This is a genomic window from Campylobacter sp. IFREMER_LSEM_CL1085 (genome assembly GCF_025772235.1).
GTDB classification, from domain to species: Bacteria; Campylobacterota; Campylobacteria; order Campylobacterales; family Campylobacteraceae; genus Campylobacter_D; species Campylobacter_D lari_D.
In genome coordinates this window covers 1-20659 of the sequence record NZ_JAKMRU010000015.1, presented here as the reverse complement: position 1 = coordinate 20659, position 20659 = coordinate 1, and the positions used below count along the sequence as shown (strand labels likewise).

Genomic DNA, 20659 nt, shown 5'->3' with positions numbered 1-20659 from the left:
TTACCTTTATTTTTTACTACATTGCGGACATAACCCATAAAGTTGCATTAAATGCCCTGTTAATTTAAAATTATATTCTTTTGCTATTAACATTTGTTGCTGCTCAATAATAGAATTTTCAAATTCAACTATTTCTCCACAACTTTTACAAATTAAATGATCATGATGAGGTTTATTTGCAAGTTCAAATTTCTTCCCTGAAGCTCCAAAAGATATAGAAGTAGCCATGCCCGATTCTTCTAATAAATTTAAAGTTCTATAAACTGTAGCAATACCTACATTTAATTCAGGATTTTTTTGCTTGATTTCCACATACAAACTTTCTGGGGTATAATGCATATCACTATTATATAAAGTTTTCAAAAGCACTTCTCTTTGTTTGGTATATTTTAAGCCATTATCCTTAAGTGTCTTCTTAAAGCGCTCAAGTAAAACATCATATTCTATATTTTCAATTTGCATTATTTACCTCCGAATTTAGACTTATATTAGAATCTTTAATTCTTTCTTCTATTTTTTCTAAACTATTTTGAGTAAAATCAGTATTCATTATAAATTCACCTGTTTTTCTAAGTAAATTTAAAGTATGACTATTGTTTGCATATTTTTCTAAACTTGAATTTAAAAATTCTATATTATTAATACAAGCAACTAAAATTGCAAAAATTAAAAATATTTTAGCGCTTCCAAATAAAAATCCACCTATACGATCTATAAAACCAAGACCACTCATGCTAAACATTTTTGATAATATATTTCCCAAGGCCATACATGCTATCCATATCACGATTAACAAAACTAAAAAACCTGCAAAAATAGCAAGATTTTCATTTTCAATTACATAAAAATTATTATTGATAATCTCTGCTACCTCTTTAGCATATCTTGAAGCAAGTAAAACCCCACCAACTATACCCAATAAACCAAAAATTTCTTTAAATAAGCCACTCACCAAGCCTTTTAAGCCTAAAATTACAGTCAAACCTAAAACAAAAACATCAAACCACGAAAAATTTTCCATCTACGCTAAACTCCAAATATTTTATTCAATTATTTTAGGGACTATAAAAAATCCATCTTGAGAATTTGGAGCATGCTTGCTTATCGTATCTATCACATCAGATTTTTTACTCTCATCATTTCTCAATAAGGTTCCACCATTTGTTGTGCTAGTCATGGCTTCTATATCATCAAGTTTTAATTCATCTAATTTTTCCACAAAATTAACAATTTGGCTTAATTGCTCTTCTAGTTCTTGTCTTTTTTCATCTGCTATTTTTAGAGCACTTAGCTTTTCAAGTTTAGTTAATAATTTATCATCAATTTGCATCATTTACCTTAATTTTAATTTTATAAAACTCTTTGGTTTAGATTGAAAATTATAACATAAAATAATTTATTTTTTCATTTTTATATGTTACAATTATAGACTTTAAAATTACAAAATAACATTTTTTATATTAATAAAGGAAAAATATGGCTTTAAAAGAAAATTTGAAAGCAGTAAAAGAAGAATTAAGCTCTCAAGAGCAAATGATGGAAAATTTTATCAAATCAGAACGCTTTATAAGAAAATACAAATATTATTTTATTGCTCTTATTGCTCTTTTAGTTCTTTATTTTAGTGGAAGTTATATTTATAATATAAAACAAGAAAAAAATATCCAAGAAAGTAATATCATTTTTAATAATCTATTAAAAAATCCTTCAGATCAAAAATTAATTGAGGAATTAAAGCAAAAAAATGCAAATTTATACACCATATATATTATGGGTCAAAATAATCAAGATCTTAATCAAACCTTGAGTCTTAATATAGATCCTTTGTTAAAACAAATAGTGCTTGCCCAAAATAATCAAAAATCAGATTTTCTAAAAGATTATAATACTCTATTAATAGGTTTTGAATTTTTAAAACAAAATGATTTTAAAAACGCAGATGTTGAATTTAATAAAATACCTATAAATTCTCCTTTATGGCAAATCATCACAAGCTTAAAACACTATCAAGGAATAAAATGAAGCATTTTTATTTATTTATTATTACTTTAATATTTTTTAGTGCTTGTGGCACTAAAAGGGAATACTATCAACCAACACAACTAGAACAACTTCCTTATAATTCTAAAAATATTAATGGAAAAATAGTTAATTTTAACAACAACATTGCTCAGTTAAACAATAATACTTTCATAGACAATAAAGGAAATATTACTGCTTTAAAAATAGATAAAAACTATAATATTTTAAATATCCGTCAAGAAGAAATTCTTATAGCTGATAATGATGGGAATTTTAAAATTTTAAATTTACAAGGTGAAGAATTATTTTCTCATAAATTTAACGAAAGTGTAGTAAGTGCTAATGTAGACGGGGATGATATAGCTTTGATTTTAGCAAGTAATACTTTAGTGTATGCTAATAAAAATCTTGGTATAAGAATGCTACAAAATTTAGGTACTGCTTATGCTCAAGATAGTCGCTATGCTAATCCTTATTTTTTAAATACCATTATCATATACCCTATGCTTAATGGAAAATTAGCCATACTTAACAAAAGTACACTAAAAGTTAGTAAAGAAATTTTAGTAAGTAGCGAAGAATTTTTTAATAATATCATCTATCTTCATGTTAAAAATGATACAATGGTTGCCGCAACAGCACAAAAAATCATCGTTGTAACACCAAATAGAACTTTATACTTAAACGAAAACATTAAAGAAGTAAATATTAATGATAAAGAAATTTTTATATTAACAAAAGATGGAAGAGTTATCAAAAATGATTATAATCTTAGAAAAATTGATGAAATAAAATTTCAATTTGCTTTATTTTCCAAAAGCACATTATATAATGATTCTTTGTATATATTTGAAAAAACTGGCTATTTAATTAAATTAAATACAAATCTGAAAGATTTTACCGTATATAAATTAAATGAAGCTATTGATAAAAAAAGTTTTATGGCTAATGGTAAATTTTTCTATCACAATAAAGTTTTACAATTAAATTAAAATGAATCAAGAACTAAGCGATATTCTTATTAAACATGGAATTATTTTAAAAAATATTAATTCTTTGGATATCCATGCTTTTAGCAAAAAGAAAAAACTAATTTGCTTTTATGGAGAAAATACAAAAAAACAATATTGTTTATTTTTATTTTCTTTTGCAAAAAGTAAGATTTTAAAAAAAGAGGGTTTAGAATTTGAAAATATTTTTCAAAATATAAGTCAAATTTTAAATTTAAAATTTAAAAATCATTTTATTTTTCATCAATCTCTAATTTGCTCAAAAGCAAAAGAATATTTATTCACCAAAGGAATTCAAAGTTATGCTTTTGTGTGATATTGGTAATACAACTGCAAGTTTTTTAAATGAGCAAAAATTTCATTCTATGAGCATAGAACAATTTTTACAGTATGAGCCGACACAAAAAGTGTTTTACATCAATGTTAATCCAAATTTAGAGCAAAGATTAAAGCAAAATCCTTTATTTATTAACCTTGCTCCATATTTTAATTTTGATACTATTTATAAGAATTTAGGAGTTGATAGAATAGCAGCTTGCTATACCATAGAAGATGGGGTAGTAGTTGATGCAGGCTCTGCAATAACTGTGGATATTGTTTCAAATTCAATCCATCTTGGAGGATTTATCCTGCCTGGTATTGAAAGCTACAAAAAATCTTTTGCTAGTATTTCTTCTCGCTTAAAACACGAACTTAACACTCAAATAAACTTTGATGCCTTTCCCCAAAGAACTATTGATGCTTTAAGTTATGGAGTTTTTAAAAGTATATATTTACTTATAAAAGATAGTGCATATGATAAAAAGTTATATTTCACAGGTGGCGATGGGCAATTTCTTGCAAATTTTTTTGATTATGCAATTTATGATAAATTTTTGATTTTTAGAGGTATGAAAAAAGCTGTTTGTGAAAATTTTATACTTTAAAAGATTAACCATATCTTTGGCTTTTCAATTATAAGCTTTATTTAAACTCAAAACAACTATATTTTGATATTATTAGCAAAATCAAACATACACAAAAGGAATTGATGATAATGGATCGAAAACACTTTGATGCCGTGGTGATTGGCGGTGGGATTTCTGGTGCTGCAGCATTTTACGAATTAGCAAGATATACTGATATTAAAAGTATTGCATTATTAGAAAAATACAATAACGCTGCAACATTAAATAGTCATAGCACAAGTAATTCACAAACCATCCACTGCGGTGATATAGAAACTAACTATACCTTGGAAAAAGCAAAAAAAGTTAAAAAAACAGCAGATATGATTGTAAAATATGGGCTCTTGCAAAATGCACAAAATAAATTCATGTATTCACACCAAAAACTTGCACTTGCAGTTGGGGAAAAAGAATGTGAATATATGAAAAATAGATATGAAGAATTTAAAGAATTATATCCTTATATTAAATTTTACACAAAAAATGAAATCAAACAAATAGAACCAAATGTTGTTTTAGGTGAAGATGGTGTCAATGATAGGGCGGATAATATAGTAGCTATGGGTGTAGAAGAAGGTGAAATTTATACCACAGTAGATTTTGGAATTATGAGTCAAAATCTCATAGAGCAAGCTTGCAAACAAGGTAAAGATACTCATGTTGCTTACAATCAAGAAGTTGTATTTATAGAAAAAAAAGATGATATTTTTTATATAAAAACAAGAGATTTTAAAGAATATAGTGCAAAATCCATTATCGTCAATGCAGGCGCACACTCGTTATTTTTAGCACATAAAATGGGTATAGGTTTAGACAAATCTTGCTTTCCTGTTGCAGGAAGTTTTTACATGGCAAAAAGAAAAATTTTAAATGGTAAGGTTTATATGGTGCAAAATCCAAAACTCCCATTTGCTGCATTACATGGCGATCCTGATTTACTAGCTAACATGAACACCCGTTTTGGTCCTACTGCTTTAGTTATTCCTATGCTAGAAAGATACCATGGCTTTAAATCTTTACCTGAATTTTTCAAAACACTTAATCTTGATATGAATGTAATTAAAATTTGTTTTAATCTTTTTAAAGATTCTACTATTAGAAATTATATTCTTTATAATTATTTATTTGAAATTCCTTATATCAACAAAAAACTTTTTGTAAAAGATGCTAAAAAAATAGTTCCTAGTTTAAAAACAGATGATATTTACTATGCTAAAAACTTTGGCGGGGTACGCCCTCAAGTGCTTGATAAAAAAGCAGGAGAATTAATGCTTGGAGAGGCTAGCATCACTGAAATTCCAGGTATAATTTTTAATATGACACCAAGCCCAGGTGCTACGAGTTGTCTTGGTAATGGTTATAGAGATGCAAAACTTATTTGTCAATACTTGGGTGCTAATTTTAATGAAGATTTATTTACTAGCGAACTGCTATAAAAAGGATAGGAAATGTTAAAAAAAACAAAAATAGTCGCAACAATTGGACCAGCAAGTGAAAATGAAACTACAATAAGACAAATGATTATTAATGGAGTGAATGTTTTTCGCTTAAATTTCTCACATGGAACTCATGAATATCATAGTCAAAACCTAGCCACCATTAGAAAAGTAGCAGCTGAACTTAATGCAAGGATTGGAATTTTACAAGATATTAGCGGGCCAAAAATTAGAACCTTAAAAATTCCAGAAGCTTTTGAGCTAAAAAGTGGAGATAGACTAGACTTCTACAAAGATACTTTTGAAGGCGAAAAACTTTCTAATGAACATTATAAAGTCTGTATTAATCATCCCGAAATTCTTTCTATGCTAAAAGTGGGAGAATACATCTATCTTTGTGATGGCTCTATTAAAACTAAAGTTATACAAGTTGAAAAAGATTTTATCCAAACCCAAGTAGAAAATAGCGGGGTGCTTAGTTCAAATAAAGGAATTAATTTTCCAAATACAAAAATCAATATCGATGTTATAACTCAAAAAGATAAAGATGATCTTGCATGGGGCATTAAAAACGATGTTGATTTTTTAGCTATATCTTTTGTGCAAAATGCTCATGATATTGATGAAGTTAAAAAAATACTTGATGAAAATAATGCCAAAATTGCTATTTTTGCAAAAATAGAAAAATTTGATGCTGTTGAAAATATCGATGAAATTATAAATAGCAGCGATGGTATAATGGTAGCAAGAGGAGATTTAGGCATTGAAGTGCCTTATTATAGAGTGCCAAATATACAAAAACTCATCATTAAAAAAGCTAATGAGGCCAATAAGCCTGTAATCACTGCTACTCAAATGCTTTTTTCGCTTGCAAAATCAAAAACTGCCACAAGAGCTGAAATTTCAGATGTTGCTAATGCTGTACTTGATGGCACTGATGCGGTTATGCTTAGCGAAGAAAGTGCAGTGGGGATTGATCCGGCAAATGCGGTTGATATTATGACTCAAACCATTATAGAAACAGAAAAAAACTATCCTTATGAAAAATTTGAAAATTTTAAATGTTTTAACGAAACTGATATCATTGCCAAATCAAGCACACAACTAGCAACTGATTTAAATGCAAATGCAATTTTTACCATTACAAGCAGTGGTGCTTCTGCAGTTAAAACAGCAAGGTATCGTCCAAAAATGGATATCATAGCTATTACTCATTCTAAAAAAGCTTTAAATTTTTTAAGTATAGTTTGGGGAGTTCAACCTGCTATATTGATAGAAAAGCATGAAAATTTAACAGAACTTTTAAGCAATTCTGTAAAACTTGGAGTTGAAAAAGGCCTTATGAAAAAAGATGGGGTTTATACCCTTACTGCAGGATTTCCAGTAGGTGTTGCAGGAAGTACAAATTTAATTAGAATTTTACAAAAAGATCAAATTGAATATTATTTAAGTTTGGGAAAATAACCCAAACTTAATATTCTTCTTCTATCAAATCACATAAGCAGTGTATGATTAAAATATGCATTTCTTGAATTCTAGCCGTATCATCGCTTGGAATGACTATATTATGCTCACATAATGCATTCATCGCTCCACCACCTTTTCCACTAAGTCCTATACATTTAGTGCCAATTTCTTTGGCCTTTTCAAAAGCTTTGATCACATTTGGGCTTTTTCCACTAGTAGAAATTCCAATCAATACATCATTATTGCTAGCTAAAGCTTCAACTTGTCTTGAAAAAACAAATTCAAAACCATAGTCATTTCCTATAGCACTTAAAGCAGAAGTATCAGTGCTTAGAGCAATAGCAGCTAAAGCCTTTCTTTCTTTTTTATATCTTCCACTAAGTTCAGCTGCAAAATGTTGGCTATCTGCAGCACTTCCACCATTTCCACAAATTAAAATTTTCCCACCACTTTTCAAGCACACTTTTAATTCTTGAGCAACTGCAACAATTTGCTCTTTTAAATTCAAACTTTGCTCTAAAGTTTTTTGATGTTGAATAAATTCCTTTTCAATTTTATTTATCATTTGCAATCCTATTAATTATATTAGTAGTACTAAATCCATCTTCAAAGTCAATTAATTCTACTTTTTTTACTAAATTTGAACCCACTACTTCTTTACCTTTATAATCAGCTCCTTTAACTAGCACATCAGGCTTTAAAAACTCTATCAGTTCATAAGGAGTATCATCATTAAAAATCACTACATAATCTACAAAATACATACTCGCAAGCATACATGCGCGTTGGAATTCTAAATTTATAGGTCTTGAGTTTCCTTTTAGTCTTTTTACGCTTTCATCTGAATTTAAACCCACAACTAAGATATCTCCTAGTTTTTTAGCTTTTTCAAGGTATTTTATATGACCATAATGCATAATATCAAAACATCCATTGGTAAAAACTACTTTTTGATTTTGTATCAACTTCACAAGCTCTTCTTTACTTTTAATTTTATCTTCAAAAGAAGCTTTTTTTAGATTTTTAATCTCTTCTAAACTTGCACTCACACTTCCTACTTTTGCTACCACAACAGCTGCTGCATCATTTGCTAACTCACATGCTTTTACAATATCAACTTTTAAGGCTAAAGCATAAGCAAGCATAGCTATAACACTATCTCCAGCTCCTGTTACATCATAAACCTCCAAAGCTTTTGCGGGAATAATATGTAATTTTTCATCAAAAAGTGCTATTCCTTCTTCAGATAAAGTTATAATAGAATAAGCTAAATTTAAATCATCTTTTAATTTTTTCAAAGCTTTTTCTAAATTATCAATTTTTTCTACACTCAAAGCTTGAATAGCTTCTTTTTTATTTGGAGTTAGCAAGGTTGCATTTTGATATTTGCTAAAATCACTTCCTTTTGGATCAATCAAAATAGGTAAATTTAAAGTATTTGCATGCTCTATCAAAGCTTTTGTTACTTTTGAAGTTAAAATCCCTTTGGCATAATCACTCAAAACAATCGCATCATAATCTTTTGCAATTGTTTTATACTCTTGAATAATTTCATCTTCTAATTTAGTATCAAAATCATTCTCATCATCAAGTCTTAAAACTTGCTGAGAATGTGATAAAACTCTACTCTTAAGAGGGGTTTTTCTATCTTTTTCTACTAATAATTTTGCATTTAAATTCTCTTTTAAAAACCTCCCACTCTCATCATCACCCACAAGCCCCAGAGCAAAAACCTCAGCACCAAGACTTTTTAAATTTGCATATACATTACCAGCTCCACCTAGTCTTTTATCTTCTTTTTGTGATTTCATCACCATTACAGGAGCTTCTGGAGAAATTCTAGTGCAATCACACCATATATAATGATCCACCATAAAATCCCCGACAACTAAAATTTTTGGCTTTTTAGAACTTAAAAAATCAAACATTTACTTCCTTTTCATAAAGCCTTTTGATCTCATCTAAATAATCTTTTACACCCTCTTCAAGACTAAATTTAGCTTTATATGAAAAACTCTCATCTAATTTTGCTTGAGTATGGAATTGATAAGAATTTTTGTAAGGATTAGGAATATACTCACAAGGATAATTAGTGTTTAATTCTTTTTGCAAAATATCTACTATATCTTGAAAAGTTCTTGCTTTACCTGTAGCTACATTATAAATTCCACTTTTTGCTTCTAAAGCTTGTAAATTTGCACTCACAACATCTTTAATATACACAAAATCACGATAAATTTGATCACTTCCTTCAAACAAACGCGGACTTTTACCCGCTAAAATTTGATGTCCAAATTGCAAAATCATAGAAGCAGTGCTATTTTTAAAAAATTCTCCCTTGCCATATACATTAAAATATCTAAGCCCAACTATATGCATTTTATTAAAGTATTTTTTTGCTAATTTATCCATCATTAATTTTGAAAATGCATAAGGGTTTTTAGGGGCTTCACTTAAATTTACAGTTTGCGGGCTTGGAGCATCTCCATAAACTGAGGCTGAACTTGCATAGATTAGTTTTGCATTAAGTTCTAAAGCAAGTTCTATAAAATCTTTAAAAGTGTTTAAATTGGTCTTTAAAACTTTGTTTTGATCATAAACAGTTGTATCTGAAATTGCAGCCTTATGAAAGATCACATCAGGTTTAAAAGCTTTTATAGCTTTTAAAGTTTTTTCATCATTAATATCGCCCACATAAAGCTCACCTTCAAAATCTAAAATATTCTTAAAATGACCAAAACTTTCTAAATTTCCATTTTCAAAAGTAGCACTTGATCGCATTTTATCCACAATCAAAACCTCATGTTTATCCTGAAATTCTAGAGCAAGAGCAGAGCCTATAAAACCTGCTCCACCTGTTATCACAATTTTCATTTCCTATCCTTTAAATAATACAAAAGTTCTTTTAAATTTTTAAAGACCTTATAGTTTTTATTATCATTATAATTTTCATTAATCAAAAATAGATTTTTTATACCAGCATTAATTCCAGCTTGCATGTCACTTAAATTATCTCCTATAAAAAAAGATTGTGAAAAATCTATATTAAATTCTTTTTGTGCTTTTAAAAGCATGCCAGGTTTTGGCTTACGACATTCACAATTTTCTAAATGTGGGCAGTGATAAATTTTTTCTATTTTAATGCCTTTTTTCAAAAACTCACCTAGCATATACGAGCTTAAAATTTCAAAATCTTTTTCACTATAATAAGCCCTTGCAATACCTGATTGATTAGTAGCTACAAAAATTAAAAAATTTTGCTTTTGAAAAAATTCACAAAGTTCAAAAATACCATCACAAAATTCAAAATCACTAATCTTATGAACATATTTTTTATCTATATTTATAATTCCATCTCTATCTAAAAATAACGCCTTTGTTTTCATAAAAAAATTATAATGAATTTTTTTTAAGATTTTATAATTTATCAAGTAAAAAAGTTTTTTAAGCGACTTTAAATAAAAAAAGCATATAATTAAAAACATTTTATTTTCAATTTATATAGGAGTGATACAATGAAAAAGCTACTTGTTTTATCAGCTTTGGCATGTCTTAGTGTTTCAGCTTTTGCTGCGGATGGTGCTACACTTTATAAAAAATGTGCAGTATGTCATGGTGCTAAAGCAGATAAAGTTTATCTTAATAAAGTTCCTGCTTTAAATACTTTAACTGCAGCTGAAAGATTACAATACATGAAAGATTATGCAGCAGGTAAAAGAAATGCTTATGGCCAAGGTGCAATCATGAAGATTAACCTTAAAGGTTTAACAGAAGCAGATTTTAAAGCAATTGAAGAATACATCGAGAGCTTAAAAAAATAATTTGACAGCCTTTATGGCTGTTTTTCTTGATTTTTCTTTTCCAAAGCTTCTTTTTTTCTTTTTTCCAAAATTACTGCATCATTTAAAGCTTCTTCGCTATCATTTAAAGTAGTAAATTTATAATCATCGTCAAATTGCTTATTTTTGATCCCCCAAAGTAAAGCACAAATTGCCAAAAATAAAGCAACCATAGAAACACCTATCATCATCATTAAAACACCATTCATTTTTTAATCCTTAAAGCATTTAAAATCACTATTATACTACTAAAAGACATCGATAAAGCTGCAATTAAAGGATTAATCAAACCAAAAAAAGCTAAAGGCATGCTCAAGGCATTATAAAATAAAGAAAAAGCTAAATTTTGTTTAATAATTTGATAAGTTTTTTTAGCTATTTGTATAGCCTTTTGCAAGCTTTTCAAGTCGTTTTTTAACAATATAATATCACTATTTTCCATAGCAAGCTCAGAACCTTCTTTTAAAGAAACTCCAACACCTGCATAAGAAAGTGCTAAAGCATCATTTACTCCATCTCCTACCATTAAAACTTTACCTATTTGATTTAACCTAGCTATTGTTTGCATCTTATCTTCTGGCATGCATGAGGCTTTGAAATTATTTATTTTTAATTTTTCAGCCACCTTACTCACAGCATTTAAATTATCGCCACTTAATATATAAATTTGCATTTTACATTCTTTCATAAATTCAATCAACTCTTCAGAGCTTTCTCTCATACTATCTTCTAATTCAAAAACTGCTAATATAGTTTTATTTTTAGCAAATATAAAATGCGTAGTTTGAAATTCTTGCACTTGTATATGATTTTCTTTGAAAAATTTCTCGTTTCCTCCTAAAAATTCATCTTTGTCTAAAAAGGCTTTATAGCCTCTTGCTTGAAAATTTTGAACTTTTTCAAATTCTATTCTACTATCTATTTTTCTATCTAAAAATTTTAAAATACTTTTAGCCACTGGGTGGTTAGTTAAATGTAAGAAATTTAATAATTCATTTTTATCCAACCTTTCGTCTAAAAAGCTTTTTTTAACTTCCAAACTAGCCTTTGTTAAAACCCCTGTTTTATCAAATACAGTCACATTGCACTTACTCAAATCTTCCACAACACCTGCTTCTTTAAATAAAATTTTTTCCTTCAAACCAGCACTAATTGCTACTAAAGAACTTACCGGAGTAGCCAAAGCTAAAGCACATGGGCAAGCTATAATTAACACAGAAACCATGCGTATCATGGCTTCTTCAAAACCTAAATTTAGTACAAAAAAAGTAAAAACAAAGCACAACAAAGCACAAATTAAAATAATAGGCGAAAAATACTTACTTACTTGCTGTACCATTTTTTCTATTTTGGCTTTTTTAGCACTTGAATTTTCAAGTAAATTAATAATCCTAGCTAATTTAGAATCCTTATAAGGCGCATTTGCCTTACATAAAGCATTCCCGCTTAAAACTAAAGAAGCAGAATAAATCATATCATCTTTTTGCACATCAAGTGGTAAGCTCTCCCCGCTTAAACTAGATATATCTAAACTAATATTACCACTAATACACACTCCATCTATTAAAACCCTATCACCTTCTTTTAACTCTATAATATCTCCTATTTGCACCTCTTCTACATCAATATTTTCTATTTTTTCATTTTTTAATACCCTTACTTCATTACCTAAAAATGATCTCAAATGATCGAGCGTATCAAGGGCTTTTTTCTTACTTAAAAGCTCTAAATACTTTCCTATAAAAACAAAACAAATAATCATCGCCACAGAGTCAAAATATACCTGTGAAGCTCTTGAAAACATTGCCCACACTGAATATATATAAGCTAAACTTGCTCCACTAATTACTAGAGTATCCATATTAACATTTTTAAATTTCAAAGCATAATAGGCATTTTTATAAAAAATCGAGCCTGTGTAAAAAAGTACAGGAGTGCAAAGTAAAAATTCAGCAAAATGTAAAATATCTTTAATATCAGCTTCCATACCACTAAAAAACCCGGCATATTTAGCTACAGATATCCACATGATATTCATTACGCAAGCTATAGCAACTATTAATTTCGCATAAAAATCTCTTTTGGTTTGAGTTGCTCTTTGTTCATTTTTTGTAGGTAAATACACACTAGCTTTATAGCCTATGCTTTCTATATTTTGGATAATTTTTACTAGATTAATACTTTTTTCATCAAAAACAATTCTAGCTTTATGGGTAATAGAATTAATATCAACCTCTATCACTCCTTCGCTTTTAATGAGAATTTTTTCATTAAGCCAAACACAGGCTGCACAATGAATTTCTTCTATTAGCAAAAAAACCTCACTAAAACCTTCTTTTGTTTTTTGTATGTATTTTTCATAGTCTTTAATACTATATTCTATTGTTACTGGGGTTAAAGTTTGATTACCAAGTTTTTCATAAAATTCCTCCAAATTATTCTCTTGTAAAATTTCATATACACTTTCACAGCCTTTACAACAAAAATAATTTCCATTTTTTTCTATCATTTGTTCTTGTTTAAAGCTTAATTGGCAATGCTTACATCTCATTTTATACTTTCTTTATAAGTTTTTACAATATTTTATCATTTTTTCAAACTTTCAATTTTAAAAATTATTTACAAAGCTATATTATAATTTCCAAAATTTGACAAAAAAGTATTTTTTTTAATAAAATCTTTTTTGAATAAACTAAAACAAAAACTACATTTTCTACATTTTATGAGGATATATGGAAAATACAAAAGAAAAGAAACAACACCAAAGAACACACATTCCTGTTGAAGGTTATAAAATAGAAGATTTAAAGTTGCTTGATTTAGAAAGCTTAGTAAAAATAGCAAATGAAGCAGAAATAGAAAATCCAAGAGAATTTAGAAGACAAGATCTTATTTTTGAAATTCTAAAAGCACAAACCAAAAAAGGTGGCTTTATACTCTTTACAGGAATTTTAGAAATTTCGCCTGAAGGTTATGGATTCTTACGTGGAATGGACTCAAATTTAAGCGATAGTGTAAATGATGCTTATGTATCAAACTCACAAATTCGCAAATTTGCTCTGCGTGTAGGAGATATAGTTACTGGTCAAGTTAGAGAGCCAAAAGATCAAGAAAAATACTATGCTTTATTAAAAATTGAAGCAATCAACTATCTTCCATTAAAAGAAGCTAGAGAAAGACCTTTATTTGACAATCTTACTCCAATTTTTCCAACTGAAAAAATCAAATTAGAATATGATCCTTTAAAATTAACAGGCAGAATGCTTGATTTATTTGCCCCTATAGGAAAAGGTCAAAGAAGCTTAATCGTAGCACCTCCAAGAACTGGTAAAACTGAGTTAATGAAAGAACTAGCTACCGCTATTGCTAAAAATCATCCAGAGGCTCATTTGATTGTACTTTTAGTAGATGAGCGTCCTGAAGAAGTTACAGATATGCAAAGATGTGTTAAAGGCGAGGTTTTTAGCTCTACTTTTGACTTACCTGCCTATAATCATGTTAGAGTGGCTGAACTTGTTATAGAAAAAGCAAAAAGGATGGTAGAAACAGGTAAAGATGTCATTATATTACTTGATTCTATTACAAGATTAGCAAGAGCTTATAATACTGCCACACCAAGCAGTGGTAAAGTTTTAAGTGGTGGGGTTGATGCAAATGCCTTGCATAAGCCAAAACGCTTTTTTGGTGCAGCTAGAAATATAGAGCATGGTGGCTCATTAACCATTATAGCAACTGCTTTGATAGAAACAGGCTCAAGAATGGATGAAGTGATTTTTGAAGAATTTAAAGGAACAGGAAATAGCGAAATCGTTCTTGATAGAAATATTTCAGACAGAAGAATTTACCCTGCAATTAACATCATAAAATCAGGCACTAGAAAAGAAGAATTACTCCAAGGTGTTGAAAAACTTCAAAAAATTTGGGCGATTAGATCAGCTATTTCACAAATGGATGATATAGAAGCTTTAAAATTCTTATACTCTAAAATGCTAAAAACCAAAAGCAATGAAGAGTTGTTATCCATCATGAATGAGTAGTAATGCTCCAAGCTCTTGCTGTTAAATACAGACCAAAAAATTTCAATGAGCTTGTAGGACAAAATACTGTTTCTACAAGCTTAAAATATGCTCTTGAAAATAACCGCTTAGCACATGCTTATTTATTTTCAGGATTACGCGGAAGTGGAAAAACTTCAAGTGCAAGAATTTTTTCAAGAGCCCTAGTATGCGAAAAAGGACCAAGTGCTAACCCTTGTGGAGAATGTTCTCAATGTTTATCTTCACTCAGTGGCTCTAATATAGACATTATAGAAATGGATGCTGCAAGCCATAGAAGCTTAGAAGATATTCAAGAGCTTATCGAGCAAGTTAAATACGCTCCATCTTTAGCTAGGTTTAAAATTTTTATTATCGATGAAGTGCATATGCTTACCCCACAAGCAGCAAATGCCTTGCTTAAAACCTTGGAAGAACCACCAAGCTATGTAAAATTTATACTAGCAACAACTGACCCTTTAAAACTTCCTGCTACGGTTCTTTCAAGAACACAGCATTTTAGATTTAAGCAAATTTCTATCCACGATATTTTAAATCATCTTGAGTGGATTTTAGAAAAAGAAAATATCAATTATGAAAAAGAAGCTTTAAAACTCATAGCAAGAAGTGGAAACGGATCTTTAAGAGATACTCTAACTTTATTAGATCAAGCCATAGTATATTGTCAAAATCATATACAAACACAAAAAATTACTGCGATGCTAGGCTTTTTAGATCCATCTAAAATTGAAGAATTTTATCAAGCCATTTTAGCTAGCGATAAAGATAAAGTTCTTGAGTTTTTAAAAGAATTTGAAGATTACGAGGCAAGTAATGTCATCGATGAGATGATATTTTTTTTAAAAGAAGCATTTTTTGCCAAAAACAATCTTTTTTCTATGTTAATTTACGAAAGATTTTTTAGAATTCTTTCGCGCGCTAAGACTATGTTAAATTCTAGCGATGATGATAGTTTTGTACTTTGTGTTATGGCTTTCATGCTTATAGAAGCAACTTATCTAAAAAGTATTGATGAAGCTATTTACAGCAAAAGTCCAAAACAAGATAACACACCAAATCCAAAACAACAAGAAATTCTTTCTATACAAACAATTAAAGAAGAAAAACTTAATCCTTATGAAAGTTTGTTAAAAGCTATTTACAAAAGAGATTATGATTTAGCTGAAGTTTTCAAAAAAACTACGCAGTTTATTTCCTTTGAAGATGATATTTTAAGTATTAGCTCACATGCTAAAGATGATGATAGAAAAATCCTAAACAATGGCTTTAAATTAATCAAAGTCTTACTTCATGAACTTTTTGGAGAAAAAACACAAATTAAAATTCAAAAAATAGAAACTATAGATACCCAAAAATTACAAGATATATTCAAAACTCCTATAAAACAAGAAATAAAAAGTACTCCGAATTTAAATGAACATTTTGAAAATTTTAAAAAAGATGCTAAAAAATACGATCCTAAAGACGAAACCAAAGAAGCTCTCAATAAGCTCTTTGGCTCCCCAACTATACAAAATTAAAAACTGCCGTTGATTGAAATATAAATTCTTCTTCCTTCTTCTATGCGATTATAAGTATTTACCCAAGTATCTTCACCTTTGTTTTTATAAGACTCCCAATCATTTGTAAAACTTTTATCAAAAAGATTATAAATTGCCGCATTAATATTCCATTTTTTATTAATATCATAACGCACACCCATAGAAGCTAAAAAGACATCTTGATAATACTCTCTATTAATATTTGTATCACCCATATAACGATCTATTTGCCATTCGCCTTTTATCCATGGAGTGAATTTACTAAAGATATTATAACTTGCTTTTAGCATGATATTGTGTTTTAGACTATCAATTTCTGGTTTTCCTATCATGGTTTTATCTTGCGCATCTTTAATTTCACTATCAAGATAAGTATAAGCTAGATCTAAATTTAAATGCTCTATAGGAGTAATCCCAGCTCCAAGTTCTATGCCTCTATACTCAACCTTGCCATGATTAATCGCCTGATAGCATATATCAGCTTCACATTTTCCAATACCCGAAATCATACTATCTTTGTCGAATTTTTGACTAGAAATTTTATCTTTAAAATTTGTCAAAAACCCAGTAGCTGAAATATAAAATAAGTCATTATTATAAACAGCAGCTAATTCATAATTAAGCGATGTTTCTTCTTTTAAATTCGGATTTCCATACATAGGGTACTTACCTTGTCCACTATAATTATAAGCACCAGCTATCAATCTATTAGCATATGGAGTTCTAAAGCCCGTTGAAACACCACCCTTTAAAGTAAGCTCGCTAGTAGGATTATAAACCAAATAAGCCCTTGGTGAAATATTATTTCCAAAAATTTCATGATAATTATATCTTGCACCAAAAGTAAATCTTAAATCATCTCTTATACTATACTCATCTTCTGCAAAAAGAGCTAATAAATACTGATCAAAATTCGCAGGATTAGCGATTTTATCTTGCATTTTTTCAAGTCTATATTCACCACCCACGCTTAAAATATGACTTTGACCTAAAGGAATAACTGATCTTGTATCTACGATAATATCTTCAGCAACTATATCTCTATTTTGCCCTAAAAATGACTGATTTGCCTGGCCAACCACCTCACGCCCATCGTTACTTACACGGTTATACTGCAAGGTAGAAGTAATCGAAAAATCTTCATACACACCCTCATGACTTAAATAAGTTACCAACTTATCCACTTGCATAGTGTCTGTATAACCACCTGTTAAAGAGCCATCATTTTTATCTGTTGGTTTTGTTAATGTGCCTAGTTGGCCTTTTTTATTATCATAGTGATTTCTTGAAAAATCAATATCAAATATCAAGGTATTATAATCATCTACTAAGTAATTTAACCTAGTTCCTAAACTAAAATTATTAGCTTTTGTAGGACTTTGAGCCTGATCACCTTGCACTCTTTGTCCACTTCCATTACTAAATTCAACATTAGATTGCTCCCTATAAAACTCTCTAAAACGTAAGGTTAATCCTAGACGATCATTCATCAATGGGCCACTTGAATATATACTTGTGCCATAAGTATTGCCCCATTCTTTATGTGCATTAAAAATACTATCTAAACTAACTGATGTTTCCCATTTATCGCTTACTTTTTTTGTGATGATATTTACAACACCACCTAAAGCTTCAGAACCATATAAAGTACTCATTGGTCCTTTTATCACTTCTATTCTTTCTATGCTAGAAATTGGAGGTAAAAATGAATTTGAAATCTCATTAAAACCATTAGGTCCTACTTCTCCACCTATCCCTTGACGGCGCCCATCAATCAAAACTAAAGTATATCCGGTAATACCTCTCATGGTGATATTATAAGATCCAGTTTTTCCCTTACTAGCAAATAAATCTACACCAGGAATATCAGCAATAGCTTCAGCAACATCTCTATAAGGCTTACTCTCTAAATCTTTTTTACCAATCACATTTATAGTAGCAGGAGCTTCTTTGATATCTTGAGAAAATCCCGAAGCACTCACTATAGAGCTATCTAATAAAACTTCTTGTGATAAAGCATTACAGACCAAAAGACTAGCAACACAAACTGACAAGCAATAATTTTTCATTATTTCCTTTCATAAATAAACAAAATTTTCAAAGTTGGAATATTATGATAATAATTATTAATTTAAAATAAATTTATTATATCAATTATGATAATTGTTATTAATAAATAATTTAATTTTCAGTAATATAATCACAAAAATTTTTAAAGCGAGGATGTATGGAATTTTTAAAAACTTATATTGACTTAATTATATTTATTGTTTTAGGGTTAATGGCATTTATTGCTATATGGTGCACTATAGAACGCATCTTATTTTTTAGAAAAATTAAACTAAATGATTATCAATGCCAAGAAAAATTTGATGATGCAATTAGTGAAAATATCACTATGCTTTATATTATTTACACTAACGCTCCTTATGTAGGACTTTTAGGAACTGTAGTAGGGATTATGATTACATTTTACGACATGGGAGCAAGTGGAAATATTGATGTAAAATCTATTGTTATTGGCTTATCGCTAGCTTTAAAGGCTACTGCTTTGGGAATTTTAGTTGCCATCCCTTCTTTGATGGCTTATAATGGATTGCTTAGAAAAATATCAACTTTGAGTAATGCATATCGTATTTTTAAGGATAAAAATGCTTAAATTGCCAAAAAATGAAGGTTTAAATATTATTCCTTTTATAGATATAATGCTTGTTTTACTAGCCATTGTTTTAAGTATATCCACTTTTATCGCACATGGTGAAATCAAAATCAATCTACCTCAAAGTGAAAATTCAAATTCCATAAGTGAAAATAAAGACAAAATAAGCATCTTAATCGATAAAGAAAATAAATTTTATATCGATGGAAAAACAGTTTCCATAGAAGAAATAAAAGAAAATTTTGACACTATAAATTCTAAAACCTTGGTAGAGTTAAAAAGCGATAAAGAAGCAAAATTTGAAAGCTTTGTAAAAATTATTGATATTTTAAAAAATAAAAATCATGAAAATTTTCAAATTTTAACAGAGCAAAAAAGATGAAGACTTTTATAAGTAATCATAAAAATCAATCATTTTTCATTACTTTATTTATCTTTTTACCTTTACTTTTTGTTTTTCTTTATACTAAGAATTTTTTACATATACAACATAACACTACAAAGGAAGAAAAATTTAATATAGCTATAAAACAATTTTTACAAGATTCTCCTAAAGTAAAAAACGAACAATCTAAACAAGAAAAAATAAAAAAAATAGAACAAGTAAAAGAAAAACCTATCGTTCAACCTAAAAAAATAAATACTTCAACCGATACTAAAGCAACAAATCGATTAAAAGAGGAAATAAAATCTCAAAAAATAACATCTCAAGAAAAAAACATCCTGATAAATTCTCAAGAAAGTATATCTTTAACTAATAACAATGAACTTTTAAAAGAAGTTAAGCAAGCTATAGATAAAGCTTTAATTTATCCTAGGCAAGCTCGAAAAATGCGGATGAGTGGCGAAATTTTAGTAGAATTTACATGGACTAAAGATAAAAATCTATTAAACTTAAAAATATTAAAACCATCAAAATATGAATTATTGAACGATAGTGCCTTAGAAACTATACATATAGCGTCTAAGAATTTTCCACAGTATGAAAAAACTTTTCATATAAGAATACCATTAATATATAAAATAAACTAAGCAAAATTGCTTAGTTTGTCTTGATTAAATTATGTCCTTTATAGATCCCATAAATTTTATAATCTCCATTTTTAAGCATCAAAACTACAGGATATTCTTCTTCATAACCTTGTTCCATTCCAGGACTTCCCTGAGGCATACCAGGAGCAGAAATACCTATAACATCCTCAGGTTTATTTTCCAAAAGCCAAGCAACTGCATCTTCAGGAACATGCCCTTCTATAGCATAGTCATCAATCACGCCAGTATGACAGCTTTGATACATAGGCTGAATATTCATTTTTTCTTTTATTTTTAAAAAATCTTCACTTTTGTGTATTTGTACTTTATAGCCTTTATCTTTCATATAATTAGCCCAAAGATCGCAACATCCACAAGTGGGACTTTCGTAAATATTTAATATTTTTTCATTAGCCAATAAGCTTGTAAAACCAAGCGTTAAAGTTAAAAATAATTTTTTCATATATCCTCCAAAAATAAAAAAGATACAATACATTATAAAAATTAATATTTTATATCAAAAACCAAAAATATCAACTATGGTCAATTAAAAATATTAAATTAAAGTATTACTACTAAATAAAATTTCTAAATAACTTTTCTGATTTTCTACCACTTAATAAATACTAAAACCTTCTTTTTATTTTGTAA

Annotated in this window: 23 protein-coding genes; 12 read left to right on the top strand and 11 right to left on the bottom strand. The window is 28.7% G+C overall.

The features are described 5' to 3' along the window. Window positions 1-6: 6 nt before the first annotated feature. Genes L8W56_RS06745 through gatC form a run of 3 tightly spaced genes read right to left on the bottom strand, consistent with a single transcriptional unit; the run spans window position 7 to window position 1330 of the window. On the bottom strand, window positions 7-462 hold the full coding sequence (locus tag L8W56_RS06745) for a Fur family transcriptional regulator (protein ID WP_043019516.1): 456 nt from the start codon (window positions 460-462) through the stop codon (window positions 7-9). Continuing rightward, window positions 452-1021, bottom strand: a complete 570-nt coding sequence (locus L8W56_RS06740; protein ID WP_263659800.1) for a CvpA family protein — start codon at window positions 1019-1021, stop codon at window positions 452-454. The genes L8W56_RS06745 and L8W56_RS06740 overlap by 11 nt, the downstream gene beginning before the upstream one ends. Window positions 1022-1042: 21 nt before the next feature. Next, complete coding sequence (gene gatC / locus L8W56_RS06735; protein WP_133319862.1) at window positions 1043-1330, bottom strand: Asp-tRNA(Asn)/Glu-tRNA(Gln) amidotransferase subunit GatC; 288 nt, start codon at window positions 1328-1330, stop codon at window positions 1043-1045. Between the two features lie 146 nt (window positions 1331-1476). On the opposite strand from gatC, the gene L8W56_RS06730 reads away from it, so the two are divergent. The 6 genes from L8W56_RS06730 to pyk all read left to right on the top strand — a co-directional run bounded on the left by L8W56_RS06730 (window position 1477) and on the right by pyk (window position 6879). Next, window positions 1477-2022 (top strand): hypothetical protein, encoded by a 546-nt coding sequence (locus L8W56_RS06730; RefSeq protein ID WP_133319861.1) that lies wholly within the window; start codon window positions 1477-1479, stop codon window positions 2020-2022. Beyond that, entirely contained in the window at window positions 2019-3014 is a 996-nt protein-coding gene (locus L8W56_RS06725) for a hypothetical protein (protein WP_133319860.1), read from the top strand. Before L8W56_RS06730 ends, L8W56_RS06725 begins: the two co-directional genes overlap by 4 nt. A gap of 1 nt (window position 3015) precedes the next feature. Continuing rightward, window positions 3016-3348 (top strand): hypothetical protein, encoded by a 333-nt coding sequence (locus L8W56_RS06720; RefSeq protein ID WP_263659799.1) that lies wholly within the window; start codon window positions 3016-3018, stop codon window positions 3346-3348. Beyond that, window positions 3335-3958, top strand: coding sequence for a type III pantothenate kinase (locus tag L8W56_RS06715; protein ID WP_133319858.1), 624 nt, complete (start codon window positions 3335-3337; stop codon window positions 3956-3958). Before L8W56_RS06720 ends, L8W56_RS06715 begins: the two co-directional genes overlap by 14 nt. Window positions 3959-4068: 110 nt before the next feature. Beyond that, the gene (locus tag L8W56_RS06710) at window positions 4069-5415 is read left to right on the top strand and encodes an FAD-dependent oxidoreductase (protein ID WP_263659798.1); all 1347 of its coding nucleotides are present in this window, start codon (window positions 4069-4071) and stop codon (window positions 5413-5415) included. Window positions 5416-5427: 12 nt separating this feature from the next. Continuing rightward, window positions 5428-6879 carry a pyruvate kinase gene (gene pyk / locus L8W56_RS06705; RefSeq protein ID WP_214114012.1) on the top strand — a complete coding sequence of 484 codons (1452 nt, stop codon included), beginning with the start codon at window positions 5428-5430 and terminating at the stop codon, window positions 6877-6879. 7 nt (window positions 6880-6886) lie between these two features. Here the strand turns inward: pyk and gmhA are convergent, their stop codons facing one another. From gmhA to L8W56_RS06685, 4 genes are read right to left on the bottom strand one after another with little or no spacing between them, the layout of a single operon-like run. Then, window positions 6887-7447 (bottom strand): D-sedoheptulose 7-phosphate isomerase, encoded by a 561-nt coding sequence (gene gmhA / locus L8W56_RS06700; protein ID WP_263659797.1) that lies wholly within the window; start codon window positions 7445-7447, stop codon window positions 6887-6889. After that, window positions 7437-8810 carry a D-glycero-beta-D-manno-heptose-7-phosphate kinase gene (gene rfaE1, locus L8W56_RS06695; RefSeq protein WP_263659796.1) on the bottom strand — a complete coding sequence of 458 codons (1374 nt, stop codon included), beginning with the start codon at window positions 8808-8810 and terminating at the stop codon, window positions 7437-7439. Before rfaE1 ends, gmhA begins: the two co-directional genes overlap by 11 nt. Continuing rightward, window positions 8803-9756: an ADP-glyceromanno-heptose 6-epimerase gene (gene rfaD, locus L8W56_RS06690; protein WP_263659795.1), complete on the bottom strand. Its 954-nt coding sequence runs from the start codon at window positions 9754-9756 to the stop codon at window positions 8803-8805. Before rfaD ends, rfaE1 begins: the two co-directional genes overlap by 8 nt. After that, the gene (locus L8W56_RS06685) at window positions 9753-10268 is read right to left on the bottom strand and encodes a D-glycero-alpha-D-manno-heptose-1,7-bisphosphate 7-phosphatase (protein ID WP_263659794.1); all 516 of its coding nucleotides are present in this window, start codon (window positions 10266-10268) and stop codon (window positions 9753-9755) included. Before L8W56_RS06685 ends, rfaD begins: the two co-directional genes overlap by 4 nt. A 129-nt stretch (window positions 10269-10397) precedes the next feature. Between L8W56_RS06685 and L8W56_RS06680 the strand changes: the two genes are divergently transcribed. Beyond that, a complete protein-coding gene (locus L8W56_RS06680; protein ID WP_133319851.1) occupies window positions 10398-10703 on the top strand; it encodes a c-type cytochrome in 306 nt (101 codons plus the stop codon). A gap of 11 nt (window positions 10704-10714) precedes the next feature. On the opposite strand, the gene L8W56_RS06675 is transcribed toward L8W56_RS06680, so the two are convergent. After that, complete coding sequence (locus L8W56_RS06675) at window positions 10715-10930, bottom strand: cbb3-type cytochrome oxidase assembly protein (RefSeq protein ID WP_133319850.1); 216 nt, start codon at window positions 10928-10930, stop codon at window positions 10715-10717. Beyond that, window positions 10927-13272, bottom strand: a complete 2346-nt coding sequence (locus tag L8W56_RS06670) for a heavy metal translocating P-type ATPase (RefSeq protein WP_263659793.1) — start codon at window positions 13270-13272, stop codon at window positions 10927-10929. The genes L8W56_RS06675 and L8W56_RS06670 overlap by 4 nt, the downstream gene beginning before the upstream one ends. 181 nt (window positions 13273-13453) lie before the next feature. On the opposite strand from L8W56_RS06670, the gene rho reads away from it, so the two are divergent. Then, a complete protein-coding gene (gene rho, locus L8W56_RS06665) occupies window positions 13454-14758 on the top strand; it encodes a transcription termination factor Rho (RefSeq protein WP_039617780.1) in 1305 nt (434 codons plus the stop codon). 2 nt (window positions 14759-14760) lie between these two features. Beyond that, a complete protein-coding gene (locus L8W56_RS06660) occupies window positions 14761-16296 on the top strand; it encodes a DNA polymerase III subunit gamma/tau (protein ID WP_263659792.1) in 1536 nt (511 codons plus the stop codon). On the opposite strand, the gene L8W56_RS06655 is transcribed toward L8W56_RS06660, so the two are convergent. Further along, window positions 16293-18386 (bottom strand): TonB-dependent receptor domain-containing protein, encoded by a 2094-nt coding sequence (locus tag L8W56_RS06655; protein WP_263659791.1) that lies wholly within the window; start codon window positions 18384-18386, stop codon window positions 16293-16295. The genes L8W56_RS06660 and L8W56_RS06655 overlap by 4 nt on opposite strands. Window positions 18387-18544: 158 nt before the next feature. Here L8W56_RS06655 and exbB point away from each other — a divergent pair, with 158 nt between their 5' ends. Genes exbB through L8W56_RS06640 form a run of 3 tightly spaced genes read left to right on the top strand, consistent with a single transcriptional unit; the run spans window position 18545 to window position 20008 of the window. Further along, window positions 18545-18976: a TonB-system energizer ExbB gene (gene exbB / locus L8W56_RS06650; RefSeq protein ID WP_133319846.1), complete on the top strand. Its 432-nt coding sequence runs from the start codon at window positions 18545-18547 to the stop codon at window positions 18974-18976. Next, complete coding sequence (exbD, locus tag L8W56_RS06645; protein ID WP_133319845.1) at window positions 18969-19358, top strand: TonB system transport protein ExbD; 390 nt, start codon at window positions 18969-18971, stop codon at window positions 19356-19358. The genes exbB and exbD overlap by 8 nt, the downstream gene beginning before the upstream one ends. Further along, window positions 19355-20008 (top strand): energy transducer TonB, encoded by a 654-nt coding sequence (locus L8W56_RS06640; RefSeq protein ID WP_263659790.1) that lies wholly within the window; start codon window positions 19355-19357, stop codon window positions 20006-20008. The genes exbD and L8W56_RS06640 overlap by 4 nt, the downstream gene beginning before the upstream one ends. Before the next feature lie 10 nt (window positions 20009-20018). On the opposite strand, the gene L8W56_RS06635 is transcribed toward L8W56_RS06640, so the two are convergent. Next, window positions 20019-20471 carry a DUF411 domain-containing protein gene (locus L8W56_RS06635; protein WP_220567152.1) on the bottom strand — a complete coding sequence of 151 codons (453 nt, stop codon included), beginning with the start codon at window positions 20469-20471 and terminating at the stop codon, window positions 20019-20021. Between the last annotated feature and the right edge of the window lie 188 nt (window positions 20472-20659).